The following is a 20235-nucleotide window of genomic DNA, read 5'->3' on the forward strand; positions in this document are numbered from 1 at the left end:
GGTCGTCGACCTGATCGGCGCGACCACCACCCGCACGGGCCTCAAGGTCCGCGCTGAGCTTGACCGCGGGTCCTATCCGACCGGGGTCAAGGTCACCGACGCGGAGTTGGGCGCCGTGCCGCTCACCCGGCATGGCTGGCATGGTGAGTGGAACTACACCATCGCGGGCGTCACAACCTGCACAACGGCTGCGTAATTCCTGCGCGAGCCCTTAGCTTGCGTTTTAACCTCGGCCGCGGGCTGTTGATGTTGTGCGGCGTGTCGCCGTGACGTGAGCCGGCCACCGCGGGATCATCTTCGGGTTCCTGCGAAAGATCTCGAAGGTGGTGGCGGTGGCCGTGGGCGCCATTGTGGACCATGCAGGCGGGCGGGGGACAGCCCGGTTCCCGACGAGTCATCGTGAGCTTGGTGTTCTGGTGGGATTCCGCCAGGGCTTCTACGGCTGCCTGACGCGGTGGGCGGATGCGGCGTTCGAGCTTGCTGATGCGCTGTTGTGCTGGCCCGGCCCGGTCTCGTCGGTGCCGGCGTTGCGCCTGGACCCGGTGTTCCGCCGCAGCCATGGCAGCCTGTACGCGGCCCTGTCTCGGGGGGACATCGACGCCGAGGCGCTGCGGGAGTTGCTGGTGGCGTCCCGACCAGCATCCTGGCCGCTGGCCTTCGCCTTCGACACCTCGTCGCGGCCGCGCTGTGACGCCGAGACCAGCCCGGAGCGGGGCTCCTACTACCCGTCCAGGCACTCGGCAGGCCAGCCGATCGTGGCGGGTTGGAACTACGCCTGGATCGCCCAGCTGAGCTGGGCGAAGGACTCCTGGACCGCGCCGGTAGACGCCGCACGCATCCCTCCACGCGAGGATGCCGGCGTCTTCACCGCCGAGCAGCTCAAGGTGCTGGTGGGCCGGCTGGGCGGGGTCGCCCCAGGTGCCGCTGGTTGTTGGCGACGGCGGCTACGACCCGATCGCCTTGACCCGGGACCTGGCAGGGGTGCGGGCCCAGCTGCTGGTCCGCATCCGCTGCGACCGGGTCTTCTACCGCGACCCGCCGCCTCGCACCCCCGACACGACCGGCCGGCCCCGCCGCCACGGGGACCGGTTCGCGCTGAGCGAGCCCACCACCTGGGGCGACCCCGACGAGCAACTGACCGTCCAGGACGACCAGTACGGCACCGTGACCGTCAAGGCCTGGAAGCAGCTCCACCCCAAGCTGGAACGACGCGGCCGCTGGGCCGACCACGACGGGCCGCTGCCGACCGTGGTCGGCACCGTCATCCGCGTCCAGGTCGAGCACCTGCCCAAGCAGGACACCCGGGCGGTCAAGACCCTGTGGCTGTGGCACGCCGGGGCAGCCGACGCCGACCTGGACGGGTGTTGGCGGGCCTACATCCGCCGCTTCGACATCGAACACACCCTGCGGTTTGGCAAGCACACCCTGGGCTGGACCACCCCGGCGATCCGCACCCCCCAGCAGGCCGACCGCTGGACCTGGACCATCCTCGCCGCCCTCACCCAGCTCCGGCTTGCCCGCCCCCTGGCCGCCGATTGCCGCCTGCCCTGGGAACGCCCCCGCGACCCTGGCCGGCTCACCCCCGCTCGCGTTCGGCGCGACTTTCGCCGCATTCGCCACGACCTTGGCACTCCAGCCAGCCCGGCAAAACCCTCCCGAGCAGGCCCCGGCCGGCCCAAAGGATCATGCAGCGGCCGACGAACCCGCTACCCAGCAGTCAAGAAGACCACCTGACCAGCCACAACCAGCACAAGCACGACCGCCAAGCCCATCGGCGGCTACCCCAGCGCGCCCACCTGGTTAAAACGCAAGCTGAGACATGTGGGGCGCAAAAACTCGGATTCGCATCGTGACCAGGGACTCCGTACCATCCGCCGATGCTCTTCATACTCTGGTTGGTCGTCCGCCTGCTTACCCGCGTGCTCGTCCTCCCAGGCGCTGACGAGGCGACCAAGGACCTGGAGATCCTGGTCTTGCAGCAGCAGCTCCGGGTGTTGCCCCGCACGGCCGGCCGTCCCAAGTTCACCCCACTCGACCGGGTCCTGCTGGCGGCGGCAAGCCGCACACTTCCTCGGCAGCGGTGGACGTCGTTGTTCCTGGTCACGCCGCAGACGCTCCTGCGCTGGCATCGCGAGCTGGTGCGGCACAAGTGGACCTACCCCAACACGCGCAAGCCCGGCCGGCCACCGCTCGACCCCGAGGTGGTCACGCTGGTGCTGCGCATGGCGAGGGAGAACCCGCGCTGGGGCTGCGTCAGGATCTCCGGGGAGCTGCGCAAGCTCGGCATCCGGGTCAGCGCCACCACGATCAGGTCGCTGCTGCGACGAGGCGGGCTGGGGCCCGGCACCGCGGCGCGGCGGGCCGACCTGGACGCAGTTCCTCAAAGCCCAGGCCGAGGGGATCGTGGCCTGCGACTTCTTCACAGTGGAGACGATCTGGCTCAAGACGCTCTACGTCTTGTTTTTCATCCAGCTCAGCACCAGGCAGGTTACGGTCGCCGGCGTCACCGCCCGGCCTGACGCGGCATGGGTCACCCAGCAGGCCAGGAACGCCACGATGGACCTGAACGACCGGCAGGTGGCGACCCGGTTCCTGCTCCGCGACCACGACGCCAAGTTCACCGGCGCCTTCGACGAGATATTCCGCACCGAAGGTGCAGAGGTCATCCGCACACCGATCCGGGCGCCAAGGGCGAACGCCTATGCCGAGCGGTGGGTGCAGACTGTCCGGGGGAGTGTCTGGACTGGACGCTGGTGCGGGGCCCCATCTGCTGCGGTTGCTGTCGGATCGTGGCGCCGCCAGGCTTCCCGGCTCACCTGATGGCACGGTACTGCCCTGGCGGGCGACCGACGGGCGCTCAGATCTGCTCGGGCGTTGCGGATGCCGCGGGCGCGGTCTTGAGGGACAGGAAGTCGGCGACGCCGAGCAGCCGCAGGATCTGTCGTTCGACGGGGCGGATGCCGCGCCGGCGCTCGTCGTGAAACAGGTGCGGTGAGACCAGGTGGACGACGCGCCCTCGCGTCTGCAGCTCGCAGCCACCCGCGGCCACGACGTTCCTGACCCAGTCGGTGTCTGGACCGTAGGTCAGGGCGAACAGGTAGCCGTCCTCGGTCGGGAAGACGTTCACCGGCGTCCGGTACAGACGGCCGGAGCGCCGGCCACGGTGCACGACGACACCGAAGCCGGGCGTCCACGGTGCGATGCGCTTGGTGACCCGGTTCAGGCCAACCTTGTTCCACCGGCCCACTGTCCTGGGGATTGGCATGCCACCTCCTTTGTCGCCGCAGGTCGGCTTCCACGCCGACCTTGGATGGGCACCTTCGCCAGCTCGACCCGCCTCATGCACGAGCAACCTGTGAGGTTGCCCCGGTTCTCCGGAGGGTGGGCTACCTGGCGCCCGGTGGGTCGGCTTGGATGGTAGAGGATGCGGGTTGGGATGCGAGGGTGGCCCAGGAGGCGGCCTCGTCCTCGTCGGGGCTGCGCCAGCCGAGCGTCCGTTGGATGCGGTGGGGGTCCTACCAGCCGTCGATGGAGCGGAACAGTTCGAGCTCGGCCTCCTCACGGGTGCGGAAGCTGGTGCGGTCGACCAGCGCAAGCTTCAGGACGGAGAAGCAGTGCTCGGCCAGGGCGTGATCGAACGCGTCGCCGACGCTGCCCATCGAGGGCCCGATCCCAGCGTCGGCGAGGCGTTGGGTGAACCGGATCGCGGTGTCCTGCGCGCCCCGGTCGGAGTGGTGGAGCAGCCTGGGCTGGGCACCGTCGAGGCCGCGGCCCCACACCGCGTCCTCCAACGCGCCACCGACCAGGTCGGTGTCGGCCCGGTCGGAGGCCTTCCAGCCCACGATCCGCCGCGAGCACCCATCCCGACGCTCGCCAGCCACCCAGGCCCCTCCCCGGTCGGGATCTTGCTGCTGTCGGCAACCCACAGCCGGTTGGGCGCGGGCGCGGTGAAGTCCCGGCCGGCCAGGTCCGGCGCCGGGGTCGCCTTGGGGTCCTGACGGGTCGAGCAGCGCCACCGCTTGCGCACGAACGCGCCCTGCAGGCCGTGGGCGGCCAGCAGCCGCCCCCGCCCGCTTGCGTGCGGTGCGGACCCCGTCGCGGCGCAGCTGGGCGTGCACCCTGGGCGCGCCGTAGGTCCCGCCCGAACGGGGTGTGGACGGCCCGGATCCGCTCGGTCAGCCAGGTGTCCTGGCGTCGGCGCTGGCAGGGATGGCGCTGCTGCGCCGCCCAGTCGTAGGAGGTCGAGGTGGGGATCTGAAGCACCCGGAGGATGGGCTCGACCCCGAACCGGTCACGATGCTCGCTGACGAACGTCATGACCGTCGCCGGGTCGGGCCTGGCTCCTGGGCGAACCAGGCACTCGCCGCCTTGAGGATCTCGCCTGTGCGGCGCAGCTCGAGGTTCTCCCGGCGCAGCTCCTGGACCTCGGCGGTGGTGGGCTGGTCACCGCGCTCGCCGCGGTCGGCCTGGGCCTGGCGGATCCAGGTCCGCAGCGTCTCCGGGTTGACCCCCAGCTCGCGGGCGACGTGGGCGATCGGCCGCCGGGGCGTCGACGAGCGCCACCGCCGCAGCGCTCGCTCCTTCAGCTCGGGTGGGTACTTGCGGGGTGCTGCCATCGAAGGCTCCCTCCTTGGTCCAAGTGGACCAGGTTCGAAAGCCTCCGGGAAAGCGGGGGAACCTCAGGCGCTGCCTGGCCCAGTCGCCCAGCAGGGCGGTCTTGCCGCACCCGGCCGGCGCGCAGACCAGCACCAGCCGCCCCGCCAGCGCCTCCTCCAGCCGGTCCAGCAGGCGCGGGCGGGCCACGAACCCCGGCTGGGCGCGTGGCAGGTGCAGCTTGGTGGCCAGCAACCCATCCCACCCGACGGCACCCGCTCGCGGACGGGTGCTTCCAGGGGGTTCAGCCATGGCGCGCTGCTCTACCCATCGCCCAAGCCTCGGGATGCGGCACTCGCGCGCACATTGTTAGGACCCGGTCGGCGGCGCCGAGACGGGCATCCACCGCGCCACGGCATCACGGCCGACCCAGGCCGCATCGGTCGAGGCGCGGTCCGCCTGGACAGCGCGCTCGACCCGGCCGGCCGTCCCAGTCAGGAGGTGCTGCGGCTGGCCAGGCTCAACGCGGGCCTGCAGCGCGGCTTCCCCAACCCCCTGGACCAGGCGATCCTCGCCAGCGTGGCACCGGTCGACGCCAGCGCCCGGCTCGGCGAGATCCCCTACGACTTCCAGCGCAAGCGGCTCAGCGTGCTGGCGGGCGGCGACGGCGCCCCGCTGCTGGTCACCAAGGGCGCCTTCGACAAGGTGCTCGGGGTGTGCGTCACCGCCGAGGTCGACGGCCGGACCGTGCCCCTCGACCAGGTCGGCCCCGCGGAGCCGGCCCGCGGCCAGCGCCTGGATGACCGGGCCGGCGTGCTCGAGCGCCGCCGGTGGGTAGTCGACCGCTACGGTCCCGGCCGTGGTGACCACGCTGAGGCCGACTTCACTGCGGTCCGGGGCGATCAAGCCGATGCTGATGACGGTCGCACCGGGCGCGAGTTGCTCGGCCTCGACCAGCGGCGTGTGGCTGCCCATGCAGGTGGCGACCACGTCCGCGCCGGCGACCGCCTCGGCGACCGTGGCCGCAGCCAGCACGCGCGGGCGCACCTCCCGGTCCAGCGCGGCGGCCCGCTCGGCGGCCTGCGGGTCGCGACCCCAGAGCCGGATCTCCTCGAGAGGGAGGGTGTGGGCGAACGCGCGGACGTGGCCGCGTCCCTGCACGCCGGGGCCGAGCACGGCCGCAGTCGCGGCGCCGGGTCTGGCCAGCAGCGAGGCGGCCAGGGCGCTCGCCGCCGAGGTCCGCAGCGCCGTCAGCGTGGTGCCCTCGATGATCGCGACCAGGCGGCCGTCCTCGGGATCCAGGACCAGGACGGTCGCGCTGACGGTCGGCAGGCCGGCCGCGGCGTTGCCGGGGTTCACGCTGCCGAACTTGCTCACCGCGCCGCTGCCGGGGGCGATGCGGGCCGCGTAGCAGAAGGCCAGCGAGCCGTCCCGCGGGACCGGCAGCATCAGGCGGGCCGGCTGGTCGACCTCGCCGCGGCCGAGCCGGTTGAAGGCCTCGCGCTGCGACGCGAGGCCGGTGTCGAGGTCGAAGACCCTGGCGACGTCGTCGGCGCCGAGCAGCAGCGGCCGGCGATCATCCCCGCTGCCCGCGGTCACCAGGCCGACCGGAAGTTGAGGACGGCGGGCCGGGCCAGCACGACCTCCGCGACGACGACATCGAGGTCGGCTGGGTTCATCGACATGACCAGCCTGCCGAGGGGTTGGTGAGCTGCCGGCCGGTGACGACGGCGGGAACACGGCGGTGCTCGGGATAGCGCGCGGTCGACACAGGCGCGGCCTCCCCTGCACGGCCGGTCATCACCCGGCGGGTACCCCAGGGTTCCGGCAACCTACCACAGCCGGACAGTGAGACGCCCGGCCTGATCTGGCGCTGTCGGACTTCGACACGGCGCTCGACTCGCCCCCGGCCGAGCCTGTTCGCCTGCGCGGAGAGGTGCTCGCCAAGCAGGCTGGAGAGTCGCCGGTCGGACCATGCGCTCGCCGCCGTCAGCCTGTATCGCGTTGGCCTCTCGCAGCCAACGGCCGCCCAGCGGGCTCCGAACGGTCCAGGTGGCGGCCAGGGCGGCCCAGCTTGACTCCGGCTCGGTGGCGTCACGGCGTCAGCTCCGCTCCGCGCCATCGGCCCGCCTGGCCAGCTCCGTGGCCGCCTTCTCGATGGTCGCCTCCGAGAGAAGCACCTGCCGCGCGGCATCACCGAGCGGGATGAAGCTGTCCTCGCTGGTAATCCGCGCCATCGCCCCCCGGAAGCCAGCATCGACCAGGGCGGCGAGGACGCCCTCGGCCACGCCACCGGTCCGGCGGGTCTCGTCGACCACCAGCACCCGCCCGGTGGCCTCCGCCTCGCGGAGCAGGTCGTCGATAGGCAGCGGGGCAATCCATCGCAGATCGAGTACGCGGCAGCCGATGCCGAGGCCCGAGAGCCGCCGCGCCACACGGAGGCTCATGTACAGGCCGTTGCCGAAGGTCACCAGCGTCAGGTCGTGCCCGTCCCCGTGGGTTCGCCCGCGGCCGAGCGGCGCGTGCGTCGCGCTCCAGCCACTTGGCTCCGGATAGGGCGCCAGCCAGCCGCCGTCGCCCTCGGCGTGTAGGTCGCGGGTATGGTAGAGCGCGATCGGCTCGAGAAACAGGCAGACGGCGCCGTCGACCTTCGCCGCCGCGACGCAGGTGCGCAGCATGGCAGCGGCATCGTCAGGCCGCGCCGGGGACGCGATCACCAACCCGGGCACGTCGCGCAGCACCCCGATCGCGTTGTCGTTGTGGAAGTGGCCACCGAACCCCTTCTGGTAGCCGAAGGCGGGGACGCGCACAACCATCGGGTTGCGGTAGGCGCCCTGGGAGAAGAACTGCAGGGTCGCGGCCTCGCCGCGGACCTGATCCTCGGCGTTGTGCAGGTAGGCCAGGTACTGGATCTCGGCGATCGGCAGCAGGCCGGAGAGCCCGGCGCCGAGCGCGAGCCCCAGGATCGACTGCTCGTCGAGCAGGGTGTCGAAGACCCGCGCAGCTCCGAACCGTCGCTGCAGCCCCCGCGTGACGCCGTACACGCCGCCCTTGCGGCCGACGTCCTCGCCGAAGACCAGCAACTCGGGGTGGACGGCGAGGAGGTCGACGAGGGTCAGGTCGATCGCGAGCGCCAGCGTGAGGGGGCCCTCGCGCTCGGGTAGCCGCCCGTCGAACACCCGGGCACGCATGGCTGGGTCGGCCGAGCGCGCGGCCACCGTGGCGACCCGGTCGGGGTGACGGAGTGCAAGCGGCGCGATCACCGCCTCCGCCGTGGGGAGCTGCGGCGCTCCGGCCACGTCCTCGGCGATGGCCAGCACCTCGCTGCGGGTCGTCTTGTAGCGCTCGACCACCAACCGCGGCGTCGCCACCCCGCCCTGGACGAGCAGGCGCGCGGTGCCCACGAGGGGATCGCGGTCGCGGTCGGCGGCGATCTCGGCAGGCGTCCGGTAGGCCACCTCCGCGTCGGATCCCGCGTGCCCCAGAAACCGCACCATCCGCAGGTGAAGGAACGCGGGCGCCCGCCGCTCCCGCACCCACGCGACCGCCTGCACCGCGGCGTCGTAGGCGTCCGCCAGGCCGCAACCATCGGCCGCCAGGTAGCGAAGACCCGGGCGGTTGCCGTACGCGCTGCGCACCCAGCCTTCGGGCGTCCGCACGCTGATGCCCAAACCGTTGTCCTCGCAGACAAACAGCAGGGGCAACGGCAGCCGTTGGTAGGCGCAGTGGCAGGCGGCGTTGATCGCGCCGGCCGCGGTGGAGTGGTTGACCGAGGCGTCGCCGAAGCTGCAGACGACCACGGCGTCGGCGGGCCAGGCGCAGGAGACGCCGATCCGCTTCGCCCGCTCGATCGCGAACGCCGTCCCGACCGCGCGCGGGAGGTGTGACGCGATCGTCGATGTCTGCGGGATCACCGCAAGGGCGGGATGGCCGAAGACCTTGTGACGGCCGCCCGCTATCGGCTCCTCGGCCGCGGCGACGACGCCGAGGAGCACGTCGCGCAGAGGTTTCTGCCCGGGCACCTGCCGCCCCCGCACGACGTAGAAGGCCCCGGACCGGTAGTGCAGGAGTGCGGGATCGGTGGGGCGCAGGGCCGCGGCAACCGCCGCGTTGCCCTCGTGACCCGCGGAGGCGATGGTGTAGAAGCCCGTGCCCTGGCCGCGCAGCCAGCGCGCCGCGACATCCAGGTGGCGGCTGGCGAGCTGCGCCTCGAACAACTCGAGGCAGCGCTCCCCGGTGAGCGAGGAGCCCTCCCGGACCGGCAGCCGAGGGTCCCTCGCCGGCCCTGGTGCGAACGCCGAGACAGCCTCGATGAAGTGGGCGTCGATCGATTCCAGCATCCGGGTCCACGCCTTCCTCCGCAAGCCTTGTCATCCGGGCCGGAGCCCGTCGAGCCCCGCCCGTCGGTCCGGACGTCAGCGATCGACGGGTACGCGGGAACCAGGGCAGTTGCAGTTTCCGATGATATGCAGGCATCGCGGACTCCGCTCGCCGGCCGGCACGGAGGCAGAGGACGGAGCGGCGACCTGCGCCGGAGGACGCCACCGCCGGGCGGGGTCGGCGGCGGTCCTGTCCGGCCGCAACAGTCGGGCGGCGACCGTGTCGCTGGCCGAGCCGCTCACCGCGGCCGCTCTCGGCGTGGCCCTGCTCGGCGAGCGGCTCACCGCGGCCGGGCTGCCGGCGCGGCCCTACTGGTCGCCGGGCGGGCGCTGCTGGCAGGCGCGCCAAGCACCACGGGTCCGGTGGTTCCCAAGCCTGCTCCCGGACGCCGCAACGGCAACGTTGTCGAGCGGCAAGCCCTTAGGTTGGTGGACGGCCTGGTAGACCCGACCCGGTGGCGAGAGCGCCTCAGCGAAGGTCGAACAGGCACTGTTGCATCTGGTGATCACGCCGTCGCGATCCTCCACCAGAGCCTCAGAACGTCACCTTCGACGTTCGGGATTGACCGCTCTGAGCACTTCTCGCAGTCATCTTGGCGAGAAGTGCCTCCACTTTGCTACTCGCCGGCGACGCTCTTCGCCCAGATGCAGCAGTGCCCCCATCGACCAGCACGACGAAGCCCTCCGTCTCGAGATGCAGGCCCTCCTCCAAGACTGCGGCATCGCCGCGTAGCGCCCAGTGACCGAGCACTTCCGCCTCGCACCGCACACAGGACGGCATCGACAACCCTTTTGTCGATCGGAGATCCCCAAGCCCCTAAGGTGCAACTCCCCGACCACCCCACCCAAGCAGCCAGAGCCAGCTCCCTGATCCGGTCACAGCGTCGAACGGCGCAGCCAGAGTCGAGACTCAGGAAGCGACGTTGTGGTGCGCCGTCACTGGCTGGACGATCGGGGTGTCCCGCACCAGCTCACCGAGCGTGGTTTCCAGCGTGTACCCGCGCTCGCCGATCGACACCCCAGCCACTTGGGTGGCGTCGTCACCAGACACGATCGGGACCGTGAAGACGAACGGATCGGCGATGGCCACAGCCACCGTCACCGCCTCCCCCCGTGGATCGAGCTGAGCGGCGACCCAACCGATCGTGTCGGACGGCACGGCGCACACGTACACGACCTCGCCCACCCGGTTGGCCGGGCCTTCCAGCAGTGACCGAGCCTGCCCAGGGACGGTGAGGACGCGACCAAGCCGCGCGTAGACCTCTTGCCGCTCGTCGCGGTGCTCGTCAAGGGCGATCCGAGTGACCAGCTCGCCGCCCTCGATCTCATAGTGCCGCTCGTGGTGCTCGAGCACGTGGAACGGGCCAGGCCGATTGAAGTGGAAGGCGAGGACATCGTCGAGGTCGGTGCGCAGCTCGGCGAGTGTCGCCCGTCCGTAGGCGAGCCCGGGCGCCTGCGGCGAGGTCGCATAGAACCCTTCGCCGGTATCCCGGACGATCAGATGGATCATGTTACCGTCCACCGCGAACCACCCTCAGCGCTTCGTCGCTGCTCAGTCCGACCTGTTTCACCAGTATGTCGCGCACCTCGACCGGTGTCAGGCTTCGCTTGTCATGGAACGCGAACGTCAGCTCCGGCCTTCCCGCAGCAACCAATCTGTGGTGCGAGCCGTGCTGGCGGGCCACCTCATAGCCCAGTTCACCCTGAAGCAGGCGCAGCATGGCCCGGGCCTTCAGTGAGGGGAACGGATTGGGCACACCCGGCATCCTACCTTGAAGGGTGCGTAAGGCGTTCATGCAGCTGGGCGGTCCTCGTGGAGGAGTCCGCCGAGTAGGTCGCGACGGTGCACAATGCCTCGGTGATCCTCGTCGACGACAGGGAGCCGAGCGGGCGGATCTGGCGGTTGCACCATCAGCGCCCGGTGGGGACGGTGGCTGCTGATCGGGCACTGTTGCATCTGGACGAAGGGCGTCGCCGACGAGTGGCTGAGTGGAGCGTGTTCCCCACGAGAAGGCTTGAGAAGTACTCAAAGCGGCCGATCATGGTGGTCGTTCCTGGCATTTGGGGACCTGGTGGAGGAGTCGAGGCAGCTGATCGCCAGATGCAACAGTGCCGCCTCCAGCGGGCGCCTCAACAGGTCACATGGAGCAGGCCGACCACGGCGCCCTCGGCCTGGTTCCAGACCGGGATCACCGCAGGCGTCGGCAGCAGCTCCACCTGGCAGTGGTTGCGCTCAAAGTAGGCGGCCGCCTGCTCCGACAGCGCGACCGTGCCGTACTGCCCCGCGCCGATGAGCAGCCGCGCCACCCCCTTCTGGTAGACGTGCTTGGCCTCGGCCAGCGAGATGGTGTGCGAGGTGCCGTAGACGGCCTTGGACAGCCGCTTCTTGCGCTTCTCCACCTTGCCGCCGAGCCGGATGAGCACGTCATGGGTGAAGACCTCTCCGGCGATGGTGACCGAGCCGAACTGTGTCTGGTCGATCCTGGGCTCCATGGTCCCTCACCGCCCCTCGCCACCCTCGCCGAGCCAGCACCGCTGTCGGCGTACGGGCCCCAGGAGCCGGCCCCTGCGTCAGGGTGACAAGGAGCCCGAACGGCCGAACTCCGCACATGGTCATCCCGACAGCGGTCCGTCCTGGTTGACTCCGACCCAGCCGAGCCAACCTACACCTCGAGAGTGGGCGGTGGCAGAATCGAGATCGATTCTGCCCTCAGGGTACCGAGCTGCGGTCCGGCGCGAACCACCAGGTCACAGGGCCACACCCGAGTTTACGCACCCTACAGCCGAGCTGACCTCGTAAGGCCTCAGCGTACCGAGCTGCCGTCCGACACGAACCAGCAGGTCACAGATCACGTCCGAGTTTGCGCACCCCTTCAGGCCCGCCGGTTCTTCGAGCGGGCGATCGGTACGACGAAAGTGACACCGTGCGAGGTTGTGACCGACCATGCGCCGACGTACCGCGTGGTCCTGGAGGAGCTGCTGCCAGCAGCGTGGGAGCGGCGCTCAGGGTCGAGAGCGCGCGAGTGGGTTGCTCCAGCGGATCTCGCGGAAGCGGGCGAAGTCGGTGTCGGCTGAGCACACCTCAAGGCCGTGCTCCACGGCCAGTGCGGCCAGGTGCGCGTCGCTGACCAGGTTGCCGCGCAGCTGGTAGGCGACGATCAGGCCGCCGAGGATCTCGGCGTGCCGCTGGGTGGGGTTGGGGATCCACACCGGGTCGCACGCAAGCCAGCCCTCGATGTGACGCCAGGCGGCCTGCGGAGACAGGGGATGCTCGGCGGCGCGGGGATGGGTGCCGATCCGAACGAACGCGCCCAGCACCGGCCAGGGCAGCGCGACCCGGCGGGGGCCGTTGAGCACCTCAGTCAGCCACGCGGCGGCAGCTTCGTGGAAGGGGCTGGCCTGGTCGGCGGCGAACAGCAGCAGGTTGGCGTCGACCAGCATCAGCGCGCCGAAGGCCCCTCGAGCAGCTCCAGCGCCTCGGCGACGTTGGCGACGTCGATGCGCAGGCCGATGGGCTGGGAGGACTGCTGGAACGGCGCGTGGGGCCGCTTGGCGGTCAGGCCGGCCCGGATGAGTTCGTTGATGGCCTGGCTCAGGCCGATGGAGCGGTCCCGGCGGAGCTGCTCAAGGGCCGCGGCAACGTCGTCTTCCAAGGTGATTGTCGTTCGCATGCGCCTAATGATACATCATGATGATCAAGACCCTGTCATGCCGATCCTCTCGCACGCACTTGGGGCGGCACTGTTGCATCTAGGGCGGAGCGCGTCGCCGGCCTCCACCGGAGCCCTGAACGCTGCCTTCGACACTCGGGATTGATCGCTTTGAGCACTTCTTGCAGCCCTCTGGGCGGGAGGTGCCTCCATTTTGTTGCCTGCCGGCGACGCGCCCCGCTCAGATGCAACAGTGCTGTCGCCGGTGCCATCCTGGGTGGGGTTGGAGATGGTGTGGTTGTGTTCCGGCGATCGGTGTCAGGCCCCGGTCCTCTGTCGACAGGCCTGAAGAGCGACTTCCTCGGCAAGGCCGGGCAGCTCTACCGAAGCTACCACGAGGGCATGGAAGACCAGCTCGGCCTGCCCAAGCTGCGCAGCGGCCTGCGACCCCTGCGTTCTCCGGCCGAAGCTCCTGCGTTCTCCGGCCGAAGACCGATCGCGTGGACAGCGGTGCGTTTGCTACTGTTGCCGGCATGAAGCGCGCTGGTATGACGACGACGCCGGAGAGTGTCCCGGCGCGCTGACAGCTGTCTTTGTCCGAAGCCCCGGGGCGAGTGCCCCGGGGCTTCGCCGTGTGGTCACTCGCCTTACCGTCTGCGAGGAGACCACGATGCACGATCACCGCAAGCTCGGCCGCGAGCTGGACCTTTTCGACACCGACCCGTTGATCGGCGCGGGACTGCCGTACTGGCTGCCCGCCGGTGCCGCCGTGCGGCACGCCCTGGAGGAGTACATCCGCGATGTCGAGCGCCGGGCGGGCTACCAGCACGTGTACTCGCCCGTGCTGGGCAAGCGGGAGCTGTACGAGCTCTCCGGGCACTGGTCCCACTACAGCCAGGACATGTTCCCCCCGATGGACCTCGGCGGGGAGCAGGTGGTGCTGCGGCCGAGCCTGTGCCCGCACCACGCGCTGATCTACCGTTCCCGCGCGCACAGCTACCGGGAACTGCCCCTGCGGATGGCCGAGCTGGGAGGCATGTACCGCTCCGAGCTGTCAGGGGTACTCGGTGGGCTGACCCGGGTCCGGGCGATCCAGCTGAACGACGCGCACATTTTCTGCACTTTGGACCAGGCTGCCGACGAGTCGCGTGCAGCCCTGGACTTGATCCGCCAGGCGTACGGCGCGCTCGGCATCGGCCCGGCCCGCTGCCGGCTCTCCCTGCCGGGACCGGACGGGAAGTACGTCGCCGACCCCGGCATGTGGCAGCGGGCCGTCGCCCTGCTGACCGAGGTCCTCGACCGCTCGGGCGTGGCCTACGAGGCCGCCGAGGGGGAAGCAGCGTTCTACGGTCCGAAGATCGACGTGCAGGTCGCCGACAGTGCCGGCCGCGAGGCCACCTTGTCTACCATCCAGGTCGACTTCCACCAGCCCGAACAGTTCGATCTGCGCTACATCGGCCCGGACGGCGTCAGCCACCGGCCGGTCATGGTCCACCGCAGCATCATCGGCAGCGTGGAGCGGGTCGTCGCCCACCTCATCGAGCGGCACGGTGGCGCCTTCCCCGCCTGGCTCGCCCCCACTCAGCTGGTGGTGCTCCCGGTCTCCGACACCGAGCTGCCGCAGGCCGCCGCACTCGTGCGACGGGGTATCGACCAGGGGCTACGTGCGGAGTTCGCCGGGCCGGCGCAGGGTACCCTGGGCGCCCGCATCCGCGCTGCCCGGCTGGTGCCGTACCAGGCGATCATCGGCTCCAGGGAGGCGGCCGACGACCAGGTCGCCCTGCGCCTGCGCGACGGCCGCCGCCTGGATGCCCTGCCCGCCGCCGAGGTCCTAGCCCGCATCGGCGCCCTCACCGGCGCGCACCGCGTCGAGCTGTGGGACACCGATGCCCGCGCATAGCGGTTGGGTGGGCACCGGCCATGAGCATCGGCAGGCTGGCACCGGCCTTGCCGAGGTGGATGAGGGACAGGACGCCCAGCAGCGCTACGACGAGGTCATCGGGCGTGATCGCCAGATGTGTTTCGGGGTTTGCGCTCGGGGCGTGATCGCCTGACCGCGCGCGGTGTTGGGTGGGTGGCTGTTCGGGACCTGTGCGGGTGGCCCGAACGTCTTCTGCCCGCGCTGTTGGATGAGGTGCCCGCCGCGGCTACGGGCTGACCAGGAAGTGGAAATTGCCCCGTCCGACGGAACGCTCCAGCGTGGTGAGGATGGCTGCGGCGTTGTCGCGGGGGCCCTGGACGAAGAGGGGCTTGCCGTCGCGCCCGAAGCCGATGACGCTCGGACCGGTCCACGGCCCGAGCTGCCGTGCGGTTGCCGCAAAGCCCGGGGCGGGGGCAAAGCCGAGGCCACGCGCGTACGCGACGGCGCCAAACACCAGGTGTTGGGCCAGATCCACGGGCGCTTGGAGCGGTCGCGCCTGGTAGGCGGCGAAGTAGGAGCGGGTGAACTCCGACACGCGGCGCTGGTCCATGACGCGCGGGCCGACGACGTCTTTGACCCCGAGGCAGTAGACGTCGACCAGCCAGCCGCAGACGCCGACCCTGCCCTGGCGCTGTTCGCGCGCGACGAGCACGCTCACCAGGCCTGCTGTACCGGCGTCGGCGGTGTCGACGTCGGGCCACTCCCGGTGACCTTCGATGGTGAGCCCGTCGCTCCACCCTGGGCTCACCCAGCAGCGCATGAGCTCGCGTTCCGGGGCGCCTGCGTGGTCCTGGGCGGCGATGGTCCTGACCAGGGGAGCGACGGTTGCGGGTGGCACGCCCAGGGCACGGGCGATGGCTTTGGGCGTGCAGCCTCGTGCGCGCAGCGCGCGCACTTGTCGGATCAACTCCTCGCGGTCCATGCCAGCATCCTCCTGTTCTCGACGCCGCCAACCCTCCGACGACGGAAGGTTCGGGGTCTGCGCCCGGACGGTGCGCCGTTGACCCAGGGCGTGTCCGAGGGCTGGTCTGCTCCCAAGGACAGCGCGCCGCAGCCTACGACCTGGGCGGCCTGCCAGCCCTGCACCTTTAGGCTAGGCGCTCCAACACCAGCCCGAGCGCAAGCACGACCACACCGAAGACGACCACCACCAGCCCACGAACGTAAGACCCACCATCGTCCCGCCTCCCAATGGGCCAGATGCCGGCCTTCCGCAGCCTACCGAGCGCAAACCCTACCCAACCTCCGAGTGCTGTGACCCGGGACCATAGGAGGCACAGCCAACCCGCTGCCAGCCGCCCAACCCGTTCACAGCAACCCTCACCACCCGACCCCGACGCCACGAAATCCGCATCGGAGGATCCAGGCTCGGCGAGCAGCTCGCCGGGGTCGCGGCCGAGCATCGCCGGGAGGATCCCGACCCGCACGGTCACGGCGCCGGCTCCGGCCTGGGGATGGTTACCCCAGACGGTGCGCGCGACCGCCAGCACCCCGCCCTGGACGTCCAGCAGCGCAGAGCCGGCCGGCCGCTTGCGGCCCTGCGGCGGTCCGTCGCGCCATGCCACCAGGCAGGAGGCCGTGCCGGCACGGGGCCGCGCCAGCACCCGCGCGGCCATGCGCCCGACGGACACGTCGATGCCGGTGACCTGCTCGCTGTCGATGTGGTTGGCGACGATGGCGAAGCACTCCCCAAGGTCGGGATCCTGGCCGATCCAGCAAGGGCAGAGCACGTTGCAGGAGTATGCCTCGAACAGCTCGCCGATGCGTGTCGGCATGGACGCTCACTCCTCCAACAGCTCGAGGCGTGCTCGGGTTCTGGTCACGTACGAGCCGAGAGTCGGACGGCCGAATGGCCCCGATGGAACAGGGCGAGCGCGGGCGGCATGGCGGACGCCCGCGCCTTCTCCGTTGCGTCAGAACGGGCAGACCCCGGGGTTCTCCGCTGGGATGAACGGGTTTGCCACGGTCGCGGGCACGTCGAAGTACGTGACGTACACCCGCACGACGCTGCTGCCCTCGTTCCTCGCGCTGTGGACGTGGCCCTGCCCAAGGTCGACGAACGACTCACCCGGGCCGTAGGGGTACGGCGTGCACGTCGGATCGTCACCGTCGTAGTAGGTGAACGTTCCCTCGGCAACGACCACGAACGCCGGCCCCGGGTGCGAGTGCCAACCCGTGAACCCACCGGGCTGGACCGTGACCTGCTGGACGATCGTGTCCGCAGCGTCGTGCACCTGGACCACGCCGAGCTTTCCCGCAACGTTTGCCTTGACCTTCAGGTCCACGGGATCGGTGAACGGGCCGCGGGCGAGGATCGTGCCGTGGACCGGCAGATGATCGGCCCGGCCGACGCCGACCCCCACGAGGGTCAGCACGAGCAGGCTCGCAGACAAGATCGCGGCGGCAGAGGCAGCCGCGGGTCGCCTGGGCATCGTCGGCAGGCGCATCCGTGCACTCCTTTCGGTCGGCGCCGCAGCGCCGGTGGGTCGGTGTGGGAGGTGGACTCCCCCATGAGCGGTGCCGTGGGGCGGTGACCTCGACATGGCCCCGGCCCACCCGCGTTCCTAGCGTGTGGCTCGCCGCCCCCGCAGGCCGGCCAGGGCGAGCACCGCACCGACCACGAACACCATCGTGTCGGCGTAGATCAGGCCGAGATGGCCAGTGGTGTCGAGGTTGTACGGGTAGTGGGCTGGCAGCGCGACCGCCAGGGCGAGGACAGGAACGGCCACGGCCGTCACCCACGCCCACAGCTCGCCACGACGCACGCCGAACCATGCCAGCGCCGCGACGGCGAGCCCGCAGGCGGCGATGAAGCCGGACAGGGCGATGTGCAGGTGGCTCAGGTAGTGGTACAGCGACGGGCTGAACTGCTGGATCTCGGTCCGGCCTACGTTCACCTCGGCGTGGGAGATACCCAGCTCCAGGAAGCCCGCAGGAGGTTCGGCCACCACGCCGATGCGCCCGCGGCCGAGGACCAGCAGGGGATCGTCGCCGGCTACAGCCACGACGCCAGCTTCATCACCCCGGCAGGCGTGCGACGCGGCAAGGACGGCATCCGCCAGGCGTTCACCCGGCTCCTCGCCGAGCCGCGCAGGCGACCCGGGACAGCACGACACGCTCGACGAGGACCACATCACCCTGGGTCGCCGACCCGGACGGGGTGCGCAGCTGCATCGTGGAGGTGCCGGCGGAGCATCCGCTGCGCCGCCGCGACTGACCAGCCTGGGATGGTTTCCCGCAGCACCGGATGGACGGTCGATCACCCAGGTCACCCGCCACGACGCAGCGGCGCGCAGCAAGCGTGCCGGCAGGCCGGTCCGCGGCCCGGACCGGCCCTCGGCAGTATGGTCGGCGCCGTGTAGGGTGAGCGGGACAGCCCGCGTGGGCCCCGCAGGGACTGGCGACCACCTGGCCGCCGCGGGCCCTGGCGGCCTGGGAGGTGGCTGCGATGTCGGTGGTGACCGAGCACCTCGAGCAGCGTGGCAGCGTCTTTGAGGTGCTACCCCACCGGCAGGCCTACACGTCCATCGACGAGGCGCGGGCGCTCGGCATCGATGCCGGCGAGGTGCTGAAGACGCTGGCGGTACGCACGGGGTCCGGCTACGCGCTGATGGTCATCCCGGCCTCGCGTCGCCTGGACCTGCACCTGGTCGGCGAGGCCTTGGGTGACAACCGGGCCCGGCTGGCCACCGAGGACGAGCTCGAGGGTGACTTCGGCGGCTACGAGCTGGGTGCGCTGCCGCCGCTGGGGGGGCTGGTCGGCGCGGCGGTGTACGTCGACCCGGAGGTGCTGGGGCACGACACCGTGGCGTTCGCGGCCGGCGCCCAGACCGAGTCGGTCAAGATGCGGACCGAGGAGCTGTTCGCGGGTGTGGGGGTTATGACCGTGCCGCTGGTCCGGCGGCCGGAGCGCGGCAGCGAGGATCCAGTCGGTCGGCGCCGGGCGGCGCAGCAGGCCGTGGCAGGCCGCCGGCAGCCAGCGTCGTGATGGTTCCGCTCCGCCAGGACATCCCATCCCCAGCGGCCTGTCCCGGCAGGAGCGCCCGGTCAGGGCATGGCGTGAGCTCGAGCAGTACGGAGCCGGCCGGAAGGACCCGGCGAGCCCGCCCTGACAGCTTGGGACTGGCCCGCGCGGCGGCCGGCCGGCCGTGCCTGGCGACGAAGACCATCCGGCGGCGGAGCTCCGGGTGGAAGGAACGTCAGCTGTTCCATCAGGCCGGCAGTTCTCGCAGAATGGCCCGTGAGCACCGTTTGAGGAGGCGCGGCTCATGACCGGCAGCATCCATATCGCCGACGCCCACGGCGACACCATCCGCACCTGGGACACCGTCGACCCCGCGACCATCCGGGAGATCGAAGCGGTCTTCCGGGAGGCGCAGACGGCCGGCCGGCTTGTCTACCGGCAGACCGGGGACGGCAGGGGCGAACAGGTCACCCTCGACACCTGGAACCCAGAGGAGCACACCGAGCTGGTCGTCGCCCCGCGCATGGCTGGCGGCTAACAGGTCCGCCATGACCGCAGCGGTTTGGTGGGCGGTGGGGGTGGCCGCAGCCGTCATGCTCGCGCGCTTGCTGATCGGGCCGGTGCGCCGGGGCAGGGACGCGCTGGCGCGCCGGCGCCAGGCCAGGCTGCGGGCCGAGGCGCTGCTGCTGGCCTGGCTGTCGCCGGACCAGCGCGCACAGTACCGCGCGCGTGGCTGGTTTGAGGTCACCACCGCCGCCGGCCACCGCTACCGCGTCTGCGGAGGGGGAGTCGTTCGGCGGGACGTGCGAGGGGCCGGCTTCTGCATCGAGGCGGTGTCCCCGGTGCCGGTCGCCGACGAGATGCTGGCCAACAAGCTGCTGTTGGAGACCGACGAGCGCCGCTTCCTGGCGACCGCCCACCGTTTCCGCTACCGCTGACCCGCCCATGCGGGCGGCGGTGGGCGCCGACGTCGAGGCGTCGCCCAGCCTGGTGCGCGGGCACGGCGTGGCTGCAGAGTCGGACGGCAGCTCGGTACGCTGAGGCCTTACGAGGTCAGCCCGGCACCTCGGCGTCGTTGCCTCCCCGGACCATCCGCCGCGACCCGAGGGCCGAGGGTCAGGCGCGGCGGCCGCGGGCCTGGTCGAGCTGGCGACGGTCACGCTTGGTGGGGCGGCCCGTACCCGGGTCGCGGCGGCCGAGTCCCGCGAGGGGGTCGCGGGTCGGCGGCGGAGGGCTGCGGTCGATCAGGCACGCAGCGGCCAGTTCGGCGCCGACGCGGGTGCCGGGCAGCCGGGCCACCTCGACGACCCGCTCGCGGCCCCCGAGCCGAGCCCGGACCGTGTCGCCGACCTTGACCGGCGCGGCTGGCTTGGCCCGAGCCCCGTTGATCTGCACGTGCCCGGCCCGGCAGGCCTGCGCGGCAAGGGTACGTGTCTTCACCAGCCGCACCGCCCACAGCCAGCGGTCGATCCTCGTGCCGTCCATGCCCCGATGGTGACACGGGGAGCGGCACGCCGCCTCGACAAATGGGCTGGTCGGCCGGCTCTGCCGGCCTCGGCGCGCCGCTCGGCGTGGTCCACGGCGGCCAAGACGGTTTGGCCCCGCCACGACCAGCCACAACGCGGCTGCCGCCCACCCGGCTTGCCGTCCGGGCTGCGTGGCAGCTCGATCCTGGGGTACTACCAGGGGTACCAGCGGATGCACCGACCGGAGCTGCTGGTCCTGGAC

At 71.2% G+C, this 20235-nt stretch carries 24 protein-coding genes; 9 read left to right on the plus strand and 15 right to left on the minus strand.

The window, feature by feature from the left end; all coding sequences use genetic code 11:
• The 4 genes from VG276_13470 to VG276_13485 all read left to right on the plus strand — a co-directional run.
• Positions 1 to 196, plus strand: a 196-nt coding sequence (locus VG276_13470; protein HEV8650381.1) for an ISAzo13 family transposase, incomplete at its 5' end; no start/stop codon positions are given.
• Between the two features lie 656 nt (positions 197 to 852).
• A complete protein-coding gene (locus tag VG276_13475) occupies positions 853 to 1734 on the plus strand; it encodes a transposase (protein HEV8650382.1) in 882 nt (293 codons plus the stop codon).
• Between the two features lie 143 nt (positions 1735 to 1877).
• Positions 1878 to 2519 (plus strand): helix-turn-helix domain-containing protein, encoded by a 642-nt coding sequence (locus VG276_13480; GenBank protein HEV8650383.1) that lies wholly within the window; start codon positions 1878 to 1880, stop codon positions 2517 to 2519.
• A 37-nt stretch (positions 2520 to 2556) separates the two neighbouring features.
• Complete coding sequence (locus VG276_13485) at positions 2557 to 2820, plus strand: hypothetical protein (protein ID HEV8650384.1); 264 nt, start codon at positions 2557 to 2559, stop codon at positions 2818 to 2820.
• 37 nt (positions 2821 to 2857) lie between these two features.
• Here the strand turns inward: VG276_13485 and VG276_13490 are convergent, their stop codons facing one another.
• From VG276_13490 to VG276_13510, 5 genes are all read right to left on the minus strand, one after another.
• Positions 2858 to 3265, minus strand: coding sequence for a nitroreductase family deazaflavin-dependent oxidoreductase (locus VG276_13490; GenBank protein ID HEV8650385.1), 408 nt, complete (start codon positions 3263 to 3265; stop codon positions 2858 to 2860).
• Between the two features lie 250 nt (positions 3266 to 3515).
• Complete coding sequence (locus tag VG276_13495) at positions 3516 to 3881, minus strand: DDE-type integrase/transposase/recombinase (GenBank protein HEV8650386.1); 366 nt, start codon at positions 3879 to 3881, stop codon at positions 3516 to 3518.
• Between the two features lie 432 nt (positions 3882 to 4313).
• Positions 4314 to 4616 (minus strand): transposase, encoded by a 303-nt coding sequence (locus tag VG276_13500; GenBank protein HEV8650387.1) that lies wholly within the window; start codon positions 4614 to 4616, stop codon positions 4314 to 4316.
• Between the two features lie 346 nt (positions 4617 to 4962).
• Entirely contained in the window at positions 4963 to 6192 is a 1230-nt protein-coding gene (locus VG276_13505) for a hypothetical protein (GenBank protein ID HEV8650388.1), read from the minus strand.
• 503 nt (positions 6193 to 6695) lie between these two features.
• Positions 6696 to 8933, minus strand: coding sequence for a thiamine pyrophosphate-dependent enzyme (locus VG276_13510; protein HEV8650389.1), 2238 nt, complete (start codon positions 8931 to 8933; stop codon positions 6696 to 6698).
• A gap of 259 nt (positions 8934 to 9192) precedes the next feature.
• Here VG276_13510 and VG276_13515 point away from each other — a divergent pair, with 259 nt between their 5' ends.
• Complete coding sequence (locus VG276_13515) at positions 9193 to 9417, plus strand: hypothetical protein (protein ID HEV8650390.1); 225 nt, start codon at positions 9193 to 9195, stop codon at positions 9415 to 9417.
• A gap of 465 nt (positions 9418 to 9882) precedes the next feature.
• Here VG276_13515 and VG276_13520 read toward each other — a convergent pair whose 3' ends face one another.
• The 5 genes from VG276_13520 to VG276_13540 form a co-directional block, all read right to left on the minus strand.
• The gene (locus VG276_13520; protein ID HEV8650391.1) at positions 9883 to 10494 is read right to left on the minus strand and encodes a hypothetical protein; all 612 of its coding nucleotides are present in this window, start codon (positions 10492 to 10494) and stop codon (positions 9883 to 9885) included.
• Positions 10484 to 10729 carry a type II toxin-antitoxin system HicA family toxin gene (locus VG276_13525; GenBank protein HEV8650392.1) on the minus strand — a complete coding sequence of 82 codons (246 nt, stop codon included), beginning with the start codon at positions 10727 to 10729 and terminating at the stop codon, positions 10484 to 10486. The genes VG276_13520 and VG276_13525 overlap by 11 nt, the downstream gene beginning before the upstream one ends.
• A gap of 373 nt (positions 10730 to 11102) precedes the next feature.
• Positions 11103 to 11465 carry an MTH938/NDUFAF3 family protein gene (locus VG276_13530; GenBank protein HEV8650393.1) on the minus strand — a complete coding sequence of 121 codons (363 nt, stop codon included), beginning with the start codon at positions 11463 to 11465 and terminating at the stop codon, positions 11103 to 11105.
• A 510-nt stretch (positions 11466 to 11975) separates the two neighbouring features.
• On the minus strand, positions 11976 to 12413 hold the full coding sequence (locus VG276_13535; protein HEV8650394.1) for a TA system VapC family ribonuclease toxin: 438 nt from the start codon (positions 12411 to 12413) through the stop codon (positions 11976 to 11978).
• The gene (locus VG276_13540) at positions 12413 to 12643 is read right to left on the minus strand and encodes a ribbon-helix-helix protein, CopG family (GenBank protein HEV8650395.1); all 231 of its coding nucleotides are present in this window, start codon (positions 12641 to 12643) and stop codon (positions 12413 to 12415) included. The genes VG276_13535 and VG276_13540 overlap by 1 nt, the downstream gene beginning before the upstream one ends.
• Positions 12644 to 13256: 613 nt before the next feature.
• On the opposite strand from VG276_13540, the gene thrS reads away from it, so the two are divergent.
• Positions 13257 to 14522 carry a threonine--tRNA ligase gene (thrS, locus tag VG276_13545; protein ID HEV8650396.1) on the plus strand — a complete coding sequence of 422 codons (1266 nt, stop codon included), beginning with the start codon at positions 13257 to 13259 and terminating at the stop codon, positions 14520 to 14522.
• A 247-nt stretch (positions 14523 to 14769) separates the two neighbouring features.
• Here thrS and VG276_13550 read toward each other — a convergent pair whose 3' ends face one another.
• The 4 genes from VG276_13550 to VG276_13565 form a co-directional block, all read right to left on the minus strand.
• Positions 14770 to 15465 (minus strand): hypothetical protein, encoded by a 696-nt coding sequence (locus VG276_13550; protein HEV8650397.1) that lies wholly within the window; start codon positions 15463 to 15465, stop codon positions 14770 to 14772.
• A gap of 166 nt (positions 15466 to 15631) precedes the next feature.
• Positions 15632 to 16318 (minus strand): DUF1326 domain-containing protein, encoded by a 687-nt coding sequence (locus VG276_13555; GenBank protein ID HEV8650398.1) that lies wholly within the window; start codon positions 16316 to 16318, stop codon positions 15632 to 15634.
• Positions 16319 to 16456: 138 nt separating this feature from the next.
• A complete protein-coding gene (locus VG276_13560; GenBank protein HEV8650399.1) occupies positions 16457 to 16990 on the minus strand; it encodes a cupin domain-containing protein in 534 nt (177 codons plus the stop codon).
• 117 nt (positions 16991 to 17107) lie between these two features.
• Positions 17108 to 17548, minus strand: coding sequence for a hypothetical protein (locus VG276_13565; GenBank protein HEV8650400.1), 441 nt, complete (start codon positions 17546 to 17548; stop codon positions 17108 to 17110).
• Between the two features lie 443 nt (positions 17549 to 17991).
• Between VG276_13565 and VG276_13570 the strand changes: the two genes are divergently transcribed.
• The 3 genes from VG276_13570 to VG276_13580 all read left to right on the plus strand — a co-directional run bounded on the left by VG276_13570 (position 17992) and on the right by VG276_13580 (position 19445).
• The gene (locus VG276_13570; protein HEV8650401.1) at positions 17992 to 18531 is read left to right on the plus strand and encodes a YbaK/EbsC family protein; all 540 of its coding nucleotides are present in this window, start codon (positions 17992 to 17994) and stop codon (positions 18529 to 18531) included.
• 280 nt (positions 18532 to 18811) lie between these two features.
• On the plus strand, positions 18812 to 19045 hold the full coding sequence (locus VG276_13575; GenBank protein HEV8650402.1) for a hypothetical protein: 234 nt from the start codon (positions 18812 to 18814) through the stop codon (positions 19043 to 19045).
• A gap of 10 nt (positions 19046 to 19055) precedes the next feature.
• Complete coding sequence (locus tag VG276_13580) at positions 19056 to 19445, plus strand: hypothetical protein (GenBank protein ID HEV8650403.1); 390 nt, start codon at positions 19056 to 19058, stop codon at positions 19443 to 19445.
• Positions 19446 to 19623: 178 nt separating this feature from the next.
• Here VG276_13580 and VG276_13585 read toward each other — a convergent pair whose 3' ends face one another.
• Positions 19624 to 19992, minus strand: coding sequence for an RNA-binding S4 domain-containing protein (locus VG276_13585; GenBank protein ID HEV8650404.1), 369 nt, complete (start codon positions 19990 to 19992; stop codon positions 19624 to 19626).
• Between the last annotated feature and the right edge of the window lie 243 nt (positions 19993 to 20235).

The sequence above is a fragment of the Actinomycetes bacterium genome, assembly GCA_036000965.1.
Taxonomy (GTDB): Bacteria; Actinomycetota; CALGFH01; order CALGFH01; family CALGFH01; genus DASYUT01.